Here is a 10,429-nt window from a genome sequence, read left to right on the forward strand (position 1 = left end):
ATCCACCCAGGCCTTGCCCTCTCTGGCCTGGGTTCTTCATGCCAAATGAAGTCAGAGCTCTGCGGTCTGGGCGACCAGTGTCTGCGCCAGGGTGCTGGCCAGCGCATACGCCGTGTGCAGGCCCAGGGTATCGGCCTGCGGGCCGCCCAGCAGCAGCCAGGTGTGGTCGTCCAGAGGCTCGAAGGTGGGCCGCCCCCCTGGGGTGCCGCCTGGCAGGGCCAGCCACGCGCCGGGAACATCGGACAGACTGCGGCCCAGGTGCAGGGCCTCCGAGGCCAGGACCGGCAGCGCGTTCATCTGCGCCACCAGGTCTTCCAGCGTCTCGCGGCGCAGGCCGGTGGGCACGCCGGTCAGCTGCCCCCCGGCCGGCTGGTAGCCGTGGGGGTCGCGCCAATGCAGCGGCGGAATCAGGGTGTAAGCCCCGTGCTGGGGGCGCAGGGTCAGGCCGGCGGCGCGCAGCACGGGGCTGGTGTCGTCACTGGGCGCGGCCAGGTGCGGCGTCTGGCGGTAGGCGCGGGCGTGGCGGGTGTGCACCCCCAGGGCATGTTCGGCGTGGTGCGGCGCGTCGGCCCCGGCGGCCAGAATGACGGTGGGGGCGCCCTGACGGTGCGTCTCATGGGTGACGATCTGATGGGTGTTGGTCACGGTCAGGCGCTCCAGTTGCACCTCACCGCCCCCACACAGCGCCGCGCGGGTGTTCAGCAGCAGGTCGGCTCCCAGCGCCACGGCCTGCTGCGCCGCGCGCAGAGCCAGGCTGCCGGGGCGGTAGGTCGCCGCATGCGGGTCCACTTCAGCCCAGGGCAGAGCGGCTGGGTCCAGCAGAGCCAGGCTCTGCGGGTGCTCTCTGAGCGCCTCCTCAACGGGGAGGCGGCCCGGCCCCGGTGTGGGGTGCAGGGTGACGTGCGGCCGGGCCTGCCACGACACGTCGCCCAGGGTCTGCGCCGCCCCGCGCGTCCAGTGGGCGGCGGCGTGGTGGGCTTCAGGCAGGCCCGCCAGCGTCCAGACCCCCGGCGCCAGGATGGTCGCGCCGTCCTCGTTGGGCAGGCCACCCTCCTCGATCAGCAGCAGGCGCGCCTCCGGGGCCAGCTGGCGCAGGAACAGCGCGGCGGCGCTGCCCATCCGCCCGGCACCGATCACCAGCACGTCGTAGGCGGCCGGCTCAAATGGCTGGCCCACATGCGCCCACACGCGGCCGGGCGGGGCGGGCGGGGTCATGGTTGCCCTGGCATCATGGCCAGCCTGCCGCAGTTCGGTGTCATGCTGGCCATGATGCCGCGCTTACAGGGCTGGGCGCGCTCTGTCCAGCGACGCGACACTTCTCACGCGGCTGTCAGGCGGCGCGCAGGTACACGCACGTATACTCGGGCTTAATCATGCGTTTCCTGGTGCGCTGCGGCGCTGTAATGGGCAGTCTGTGGCTGCTGAGCGCCGGAGGGGCGGCGCTGAATGTGCGGGTGCTGGTGGCCAGCGCGCCGCAACTGACTGTGCGCCTGCCGGTGGCGCCCGCCGCGCCCGCAGGGCCACTGAGCGCGCCGCTGCCTTCCACCCTGGCGTCGGCGCCGCTGCCCACCCAGACCTGGACGGTAGGCGCAGCGGGCGGCGGACTGACCCTGAACGGCCAGCCCACCGGCAACGCCAGCCTGTACCTCCCCCCTGCGCCGGGCCAGACGGTCGAGATTGCAGGCAAAACCTACCGGGGCGGCGTGCAGGTGCGCGTGCAATCCGGCGGCGTGCAGGGCATCAACGTGGTGGATGTCGAGGACTATCTGCGCGCCGTCGTGCCGGCCGAGATGCCCGCGTCCTGGCCCCCAGCCGCCCTGGCCGCGCAGGCCGTCGTGGCCCGCACCTACGTCGCCGCGCGCCTGAACCCGGCCGCGCCGTACGACACCTGCGCCACCGAAAGCTGCCAGGTCTATCCCGGCCTGGGCACCGAAAAGCCGCAGACCGACGCCGCCGTGAACGCCACCCGCGCGCAGGTCGTGGCCTACGGCGGGCGCGCGGCCAGCACCTACTTCAGCAGCGATTCGGGCGGCTTTACGGCGTCGAGCGCCGAGGTCTGGGGCACCGACCTGCCCTATCTGGGCGCTAGGACCGATCCCTTTTCAGCCGGTGGGCCGCGCGCGCGCTGGCGGCTGGAGGTGCCGCTGAGCCGCGTGCAGGCCGTGGCCGAACAGTACGGCGCGCGCGGCGCCCTGCGCGGCGTGACGATCAGCAAACTCAGTGCGTCGGGGCGGCCCACCGAACTCACGCTGACGGCGGCGGGCGGCACCCTAAAACTGGGCGGGGCCAAAGCGGGCGGCTTCGTGCGGGCGCTGGGGGCGCCGGGGACTCGCCTGACCCTGGGCGGCCTGTCCCCGCTGGTCATGGAGGGCAGCGGCGCGGGGCACGGGGTGGGCCTGTCGCAGTACGGCGCGTTGGGGATGGCCAGGGCCGGCTACACCCACCTGCATGTGCTGGGCTTTTACTACCCCGGCACCAGCCTGGGCACCCTGACCGCCAGTGACCGGGCGGCGCCCGCGCTGGCGCAGGGTCCGGCGCTGCCTGGGCTGGACCTGCTGGCTGCCACCCCCGGAGCCCCGCAGTGACCCGCCCCCAGCGCCGCGCCCGCCGGCGGCTGGTGGGCGCGCTCCTGGCCCTGGGGCTGCTGGGGGGCGCCCAGGCCCGCACCGTCAAAATCATCAGCGCCGACACCCTGGAACTGCGTCAGGTGGACGGCCAGGAACTCGTCATCATCGCCGGCGAGAACGTGGAGTTGCGTGTTGACGAGGATGTGGTGCGCGCCAAACGGGTCGAATTTAACCGCACCCGCCGTACCCTGACCCTGGTGGGCGCGGCCAGTTACCGCAGTGCCAAAGACGCCCAGGACCTGCGCGGCGAGAATCTGGTGGTCGAACTGGGCCAGGAACAGGTCACCGGCGAGGACGTGCTGATCAGCGACGCGGCTCTGGAAATCCGGGGAGCCGAGGTGGAGCGCATTCCGGGCCAGCTGCGCGCCACAGGCGGCTACTTCACCACCTGTGCGCGCTGCGGGCGCACCCCCAATGACTACGCCTTCCGCGCCGAGCGCCTGATCGTGTATCCCGGTGACCGCCTGGTGGCCTACAACGCCCAGGTGCTGCTGGCCGATATTCCGGTGTTTTTTCTGCCGGTGCTGGTCTTGCCCCTGAACGACAAAGAGCGCCAGCCGCGCCTGGAAATTGGCCGGGACGCCACAGACGGCTACACCGCCGAAGCCGACCTGCCCTTTTCCATTGGCAGCAGCACGCTGGGGACCACGCTGCTGCGCTACTACCAGAACCGCAGCCCCAGCCTGGGCGCCGGGGTGGCGCTGCGCTCGGTGGCGCCGCTGCCGTTTGTTGACCGGGCAACCCTCTATACCCTGGCCAACCCCAGACCCGTGGGCCAGAGCGGCTACGACCTCGACCTCGATTTCAGCGTGCGCGGGCGCGTCCCGCTGGTGACGGCCACCCGCGACCTGGACTACACCTTCACCGTCAACCAGCGCGATATCGGCAGGGCCGCCGATGACCCCGCGCGCGGCGTGACCAACGTCACCTTCGGCGCCAAGGCCGAGTACCCCCTCTTCAGCGCCGAATTTAACTATGTCGGCCGCTTTGGCCCCGAGCCCACCACCGCCCTCGATAGCCCCCTGAAGACGCCCGAGATCATCATTGACCCCAAGGTCTACACGAATGGGGGCTTCAGCGCCGACTTCCGGGTCTCGGCAGGGCGCTACACCGGGCGCCGCAATTTCTTTTCCCGGAATGCCCCCGGTGAGGGCCCCAACACCACCACCAGCCGCCTGGAAGAAAGCCACACCCTGGCCTACACGGCCCAGCCCTGGCGGGACGCCGACCTGAGCCTGAGCAACTCCTTTACCGGGCGCTACTACGGCAACGGGGCCAGGACCGTGGACCTGAAGCTGAGCGCGCAGTTGACCCAGCGCTTTAACACCACCAACACGCTGACTCTGCGCAGCGAGTACAACCGCCTGGAAGGCACCAGCCCCTTTGCCTTTGACGCCCTGTATGGCCGCAGCCTCACGGCGCCGGTCAGCCTGAGTGTCAACACGGTGCCCGTCAAGGACGTGACGTTTGGGGTGAGTTACACCCGCGACCTGTTCAAGAAGCCCGAGGAGCAGGGGCCGCTGGGGCTGACCCTGGGGGTGAGCCGCGTGCCGCTGAACCTCTCGGCCTCGGCCAGCGTCAACCTGTACACGAAAGAACTCGACAGCCTGAACTTCAGCGCCACCCTGAGCGACCCCAATTCGGGCACGGTGACGGTCACGCCGGCCCAGCCGGCCACGGCGACCACCCCCGCACGCCCCGCTGTCACCACCCGCAGCAGCCGCTGGCCCGCGCCGGGCCTGGCCCTGAGCGCCTCGGGCGGGTACACCAAGGCGGGCGGCCTCAGCCCCCTGACAGTGACGGCCACGGTGACGGGCAGCGACCGCACCAACACCTTCTCGGTGTCGGCGGCGCACAACATCCGCACCCCCGACATCAACTCAGTGGCCGTCACCTATAACCTGACCAGCACCCGTGACAGCGTGCTGAACAGCCTGCGCCTGAGTGGCCGTGAAACCCTGCTGCCGCCCACCGGGCAAATCAGCGGGGACGCCACCCTGACCTGGCGGGGCCAGTACGAACTCAAAACAGCCCACAGCCTCTTTCTTCAGCGCCCGGCAGGCGCCACGGACAACGGCCCCATCACCTTCAGCGTGGGCACCGTGGGCGGCGCGGCGACCAACTGGAACGTCACTTACGGCGGGCCCTACGACCTGGTGCGGGGCGACTGGACCCGGCCCACCCTCAGCGCCAACTTTGCCACCACCCGCCCCGGCCAGACCCTGCGCCTGGGCGCCACCGCCAACGTGCCGGGCCTGGACCAGCCGCGCCTGGAACTCACGCGCGCCGAGCTGGACGCCGCCTGGAACGCCGAGCGGGTGGCGCTGGCGGGCCGCGCGCTGTACACCCGCACGCGGGTGGGCACGTTCCCGGACGACAAACCGCTGGACACCCTGACCCTGGACCCGCTGCGGTTCAGCCTGGGGCTGGGGCGGGCGGGGCAGCCGCCGGGCGCTTACGTCACCGCCGGGCTGCGCCAGACCTTTACCTGGCTGGACGGCGTGCGGCAAAACCCGCAGCCGCTGTCGCCCGTCCTGGGCCTCACCATTGACCGCTGCTGCTGGGCGCTGCAGGCCGAAGCCGACCTGGGCCAGCGCCGTTTCCGGGTGGCGGTGGGCCTGCCGGGCCAGACCGCCTATCCCCTCTTTGACCTGGAGCGCGAGCGCGTGAACGTGCCGCTGCTGCCGACCCTGCCCTGATACGGATTCCGTCTGTTCCGCCGACAAATCGGAAAAGAGCCGATATGCCAGCTCCACGCCCGGAACCCGTTTTTCTCCCCCCCCGCCCCGCTCGGATTAAATCGCTTTTGCAAGCGATTCAATCGGAGTCCGTATGACCCCCGGAGGTTCTCCATGCGCCGCTTGCCCCTTCTCTCTCTGGCCCTGACTGGCCTCCTGGCCGCCTGCACCGGCACCGAGGAAACCACGCCGGCCCTGCGCCTGATCGTGCTTGAAGGCGCGGCAACCCTGCGCGGCATCACGGTGACGAACGCCGCCACCTCGACCTCGCCGGCGGCCACACCCAGCAGTCCCGTCAGTGTGACGGGCGGCGTCAGTGTGCATCCAGGCGCCGACGCCCGGCGCTTCGTGCTGGTGCGCACCGAGGCCACCGAGACCCGCACTCCGGAACTGGCGCTGGAGGGCACGTTCCCGGCCCCAGGCTTCACCCCTGTGTGTTACGTGCGCGCAGCCCAGAATCCGGGCCTGGGCCGCCTGCTGGTCCTCAGTAACTGTAACGGCGTGCAGCGCCTGGCCCTGTACCGGGACGCCGCGCTGCTGTGGCAGGTCACGCTGCCCACCTTCCTGCCGCCGGCACCAGGCAGCGATACCCCCCCGGTACGCCTGGCGGTGCAGGGCGAGGTCGGCCTGGTCACGCGGCCCCGGCTGGGCGGCGGCAGCGAGGTGCTGCGCGTGGCCATTCCGGTGGGCGGCAGCGCGGCGCAGGTCAGCGAGCCGCTGCCTATTCCTGCGGTCTACGACCTGGCGGCGTATGGCACCGAGGTTTACGCGGCCACCGACAGCGGCGTGCAGCGCCTGAACGGCGCCGGGGCACCCGAAGCCACCTCGACTGTGGCGGCCCTGGGCACCGGCCGCTACGACCGCCTGTGGACCGGCCCTCTGAACCAGCGCCTGCTGGCCGCGTGGCGCAGCAACGTGCTCTCCGGGCAGGCGAGTACGCCGCTGCGTGTCTGGAACGGCAGCAGCACGACTGCTGGCAGCGCCGCCACCGTGACCACGTTCAGCGACCTGCGGGACCTGACCTTTACACCCGACGGCTACCTCTACACCATCACGGGGACGGCCCTGGCCCAGCACGACACCCAGCGCGGCCTGCAAAGCGGCACCTGGAACAGCGTCACCCTGCCGGTAGCCCTGAATGACGCCCGCAGTCTGACCTGGACCCTGGCGCCCGAGCAGGCGCCCACAGCGCCCTGAGGCCAGCGTTCAGAAGGCTTCTTCACATCGAGCGAGCACTGAGAGCCTGTTGAGGTGCCGGATGCTGAGCGGCGCCCAGCGCGGTTGGGGGCGTGACTCTCCTCCGCGCTGAGGCCCATGAATCGCGTGTTGGCATCAGCCTGGTCCGAAACTCATACAGACTCTGAGCTGATTTGAAAAGCTGCGCCGCAGTGCCAGTAGGAGCACAGCGGGTTTCGGGCGTTGAAGGTGCAAACTGGTGCTCTCCCGGTCTGGAAACGAAACAGCCGGAATCCATATCAGGTAAGCCGGAAGCAAGCGGAGCAACCACGAGAACAGACGGGGCTACAGCAATGGAAAAGCGGAGTCACCCGTCTGGGGCGTCGGCAGAGCAGGACCGTCCTTTGCCCCCAGACCGCAGCGAGCCGCCGCTACCTCGCGCCCCTCATCTGGCTGTTCCATGCCCAACTCGGTTCCGGCTCAATGTGAACCTTCTGTCCTCGTCTCACCTGCAGAGCATCCTTTGCACCAATGCTTCAGTTCGCATCACCTTCCAGCAGTGCCAGCAGCAACGCAGACACGGCGCTGCGTGACCCCAGCAGCGGCAACCCGCCTCGGGCCAGCACCGTGACCACCGCGCCCGTCTGCGCATGAAAGCCCAGGGCACTGCGGGTGCCGCGCGCCGCGCCGTCGTGCCAGCGCACGGCGCCGCGCGCAAACCAGCCGGGCGCCACGCCGCTCAGGGCCGGGGGCAGTCCCGCTGGGCGCTGGGGCACCGGCCAAGGCGTGACCACCTCGCCGCTCAGATGCGCCGCCCCGAATGTCAGCAGGTCGCCCGCCGTGCCGAAAAGGCCGCCTGCCCCCGCCAGCGGGCCAAAGCCGGTGGTCTGGCCTTCCCAGCCACCAGGTCGTACCAGGGCGCTGGTCGGCATCAACGTGACCTCTACGCCTAATCTCCCGGTGACCCAGAGTTGTAAGGCCCGCCCATAGCCGGCCGCGCTGAAGGTTTCACCCGCCGCATACGCCGAGGCGAGGGCCAGCAGCCCCGCGCCCAGGTTGGAATACTGGAAGCGCCCACCCGGCCGGGCCCAGCGCCGGGCACTGGCGACCACGGCGGCTGGGCTCATGCCGCCGTAAGGGTCGTGAAAGCGCGTGAAGGTCGTGACCCCCACCCGCGCCGGGTGCAGGGGCAACCCCGCTGTGTGGGTGGCCAGGGCGCGCGGCGTAACGAAGGCCGGTACCCCCCGCAGTGGCCCCCCCAGAGCGGCCAGCGGCGCGTCCCAGTCCAGCCGCGCGGCCTGCACCAGCGACGCAGCCAGCGCGGCGGTGAAGGGTTTGGTCACGCTGGCCAGTTCAAAGACGCCCTCGGCGGGCACGCCCCCGAGGGGCCGCAGCACCCGCTGCTCACCCCGCGCAGCTCCGACGACCCCGCCCTGAGCCAGGGCGCGCCGCAGTGGCCCCCGCAGTGGCCGCAGGTCACGGCCCAGCACCTCACCTAAGGCATTCAGAGCCGCAGAGGCCGGGTCACGAAACATGCCTATGAGCGTACCTTTCGGCGCGCACTGGCCGGGCGCTTGACATGGCCTCCGTCTGCCCTTAACCTGCTGGCGCTGGTCCGGTAGTGTAGCGGTTAGCATATCTGCCTGTCACGCAGAAGGTCGCGGGTTCAAATCCCGTCCGGACCGCCAGCAAAAAGAGGGAGCCTGAGAAGGCTCCTTCTTCTGTCTTGATGTTCCCGGTCAGAGAGCAGCCCAATGCAGCCCGCGTGACACCTGGCCGGCCGCGCTTGCCGTATCATGCGCCCCGGTTTCGCACGGCGTCCGTGAGCTTCTCCCGCACAGCTCCGAACCCCGCGCACGGCGAGCCTATCCCCATATCCGGAGGAGGACGCCCCTCAATGACGACCGCGAACACGTTTTCTACCACTGACGCCGCCGAACTGTACCAGGTGCCCAACTGGTCGGGCGGCTGGTTCCGCGTTTCAGATAAGGGCCAAGTGGACGTGACCCCCACGCCGGGCCTGCACGCGCCGCTGCGCGCCATCGTGGACGAGATTGTGGACCGGGGCGAGAGCCTGCCGGTCATCCTGCGCTTCCCCCAGGTGATTACTGGCCGCGTCAAGCACCTGAACGAAGCCTTTGGTAAGGCGATTGCCGAATACGGCTACACCAGCCACTACCAGGGCGTCTTTCCCATCAAGGTCAACCAGCGCCGGGTTGTCGTGGAATCGGTGGCCGCCGCTGGGTACGACTACGCGCACGGCCTGGAAGCCGGCAGCAAGGCCGAACTGGCCCTATGCCTGGCCCAGAAGATGCATCCCGACGCCCTGCTGTGCTGCAACGGCTTCAAAGACGACGGCTTTATCAAGCTCGCACTCTGGGGCCGCACGCTGGGCAAGAACGTGGTCATCACCATCGAGAAGTACAGCGAGCTGGACCGCATCCTCAAGCAGGCCAAGGCGCTGGGCGTCAAGCCCGCCATGGGCGTGCGGTTCAAACTGCACGCGCGCGGCTCGGGGCAGTGGGAGGAGTCCGGCGGCGACCAGGCCAAATTCGGCCTGAACGCCTACGAACTTCTGCGGGTGGTCGAGCGCCTGAAAGAAGAGGACATGCTCGACAGCCTGGTGATGCTGCACACACACATCGGGTCACAGATCACCGATATCCGCCGCGTGAAGGTGGCCGTGCGCGAGGCCACCCAGACCTACGCGGGCCTGATTGCCGCTGGCGCGCAGCTCAAGTACCTCAACGTGGGCGGCGGCCTGGGCGTGGACTACGACGGGTCCAAGACCACCTTTTACGCCTCTATGAACTACACCGTGGGCGAATACGCCGCCGACGTGGTGTACACCGTACAGGAAGTCTGCAAAACCCGCCAGGTCCCCGAGCCTGTCATCGTCTCCGAGTCAGGCCGGGCGCTCACGGCCCACCACGCCGTGCTGATTCTGCCGGTGGTGGACGTGACTGGCCCCACCCGTGACCTTGAAGACCTGCCACCGGCCAACGAGGACAGCCACCAGATCGTCAAGGACATGGAAGAGATTCTGGGCAACATCACGGGGCGCAACTACCGCGAGATGTACAACGACGCGGTGGGCGACAAACAGACGCTGCACAACCTCTTCGACCTGGGCTACGTCACCCTGGGCGACCGCGCCCGTGGCGAGGCGCTGTTTAATGCCATCCTGCGGCGCATCGCCAAGCTGATTCAGAACGAGAAATACGTGCCCGACGAACTGGAAGACCTGCAAAAGGTGCTGGCCGACAAGTATATCTGCAACTTCTCGCTGTTTCAGAGCCTGCCGGACAACTGGGCTATTCAGGCGCTGTTTCCGATTGTGCCGCTGGACCGCCTGGGTGAGAAGCCCACGCGGCAGGCGACGCTGGTGGACATCACCTGTGACAGTGACGGCAAAATCGAGAAGTTCATTGACCTGCGTGACGTGAAGGCCACGCTGCCCCTGCACGAGCCGGGGGGCAAGCCGTATTACCTGGGCGTGTTCCTGATGGGCGCTTATCAGGACGTGCTGGGCAGCGCGCACAACCTCTTTGGCAAGGTCAGCGAGGCGCACGTGACGGTGCGGCCCGGCGGGCGCTTCAACATCGACCTCTTCGTGCGTGGTCAAAAGGCCCGGCGCATGATTGAGAGCATGGGCTACGAGGAACCCATGCTGCGCGACGCCATCGAGGACCAGGCCGACGCCGCCCTGAAGGTCGGGAGCCTGGCCTCCGGTCAGGAGCAGGAACTGCTGGACGATTACGGCGAGGAACTGCTGGGCTACACGTACCTGGAATACGAGAATTGAGGCCAGAAACTCGAGGGGTCGGGTGAAGATTAGCCCGGCCTTTTCCCTTCGCCGCTGGATGGGCTCCTGGGATAACAAGACTC

The 10,429-nt window shown here is 69.1% G+C and carries 6 protein-coding genes and 1 tRNA gene; 5 read left to right on the forward strand and 2 right to left on the reverse strand.

The features are described from left to right. Positions 1 to 51 precede the first annotated feature (51 nt). On the reverse strand, positions 52 to 1,215 hold the full coding sequence (locus K7W42_RS13690) for an FAD-dependent oxidoreductase (protein ID WP_224575366.1): 1,164 nt from the start codon (positions 1,213 to 1,215) through the stop codon (positions 52 to 54). Between the two features lie 158 nt (positions 1,216 to 1,373). Between K7W42_RS13690 and K7W42_RS13695 the strand changes: the two genes are divergently transcribed. The 3 genes from K7W42_RS13695 (at position 1,374) to K7W42_RS13705 (ending at position 6,562) form a co-directional block, all read left to right on the forward strand. Beyond that, a complete protein-coding gene (locus K7W42_RS13695) occupies positions 1,374 to 2,585 on the forward strand; it encodes a SpoIID/LytB domain-containing protein (protein WP_224575368.1) in 1,212 nt (403 codons plus the stop codon). Beyond that, positions 2,582 to 5,326: an LPS-assembly protein LptD gene (locus tag K7W42_RS13700; RefSeq protein ID WP_224575370.1), complete on the forward strand. Its 2,745-nt coding sequence runs from the start codon at positions 2,582 to 2,584 to the stop codon at positions 5,324 to 5,326. Before K7W42_RS13695 ends, K7W42_RS13700 begins: the two co-directional genes overlap by 4 nt. 153 nt (positions 5,327 to 5,479) lie before the next feature. Then, positions 5,480 to 6,562 carry a hypothetical protein gene (locus K7W42_RS13705; protein ID WP_224575372.1) on the forward strand — a complete coding sequence of 361 codons (1,083 nt, stop codon included), beginning with the start codon at positions 5,480 to 5,482 and terminating at the stop codon, positions 6,560 to 6,562. 515 nt (positions 6,563 to 7,077) lie between these two features. Here the strand turns inward: K7W42_RS13705 and K7W42_RS13710 are convergent. Continuing rightward, positions 7,078 to 8,076: a serine hydrolase domain-containing protein gene (locus K7W42_RS13710; protein WP_224575374.1), complete on the reverse strand. Its 999-nt coding sequence runs from the start codon at positions 8,074 to 8,076 to the stop codon at positions 7,078 to 7,080. Between the two features lie 77 nt (positions 8,077 to 8,153). On the opposite strand from K7W42_RS13710, the gene K7W42_RS13715 reads away from it, so the two are divergent. Together K7W42_RS13715 and speA are read left to right on the forward strand one after the other, a co-directional pair. Then, a tRNA-Asp gene (locus K7W42_RS13715) sits at positions 8,154 to 8,229 on the forward strand. Between the two features lie 209 nt (positions 8,230 to 8,438). Next, a complete protein-coding gene (speA, locus tag K7W42_RS13720; RefSeq protein WP_224575376.1) occupies positions 8,439 to 10,346 on the forward strand; it encodes a biosynthetic arginine decarboxylase in 1,908 nt (635 codons plus the stop codon). Positions 10,347 to 10,429: the final 83 nt, after the last annotated feature.

The organism is Deinococcus betulae, assembly GCF_020166395.1.
In the GTDB taxonomy this organism is placed as follows: Bacteria; Deinococcota; Deinococci; order Deinococcales; family Deinococcaceae; genus Deinococcus; species Deinococcus betulae.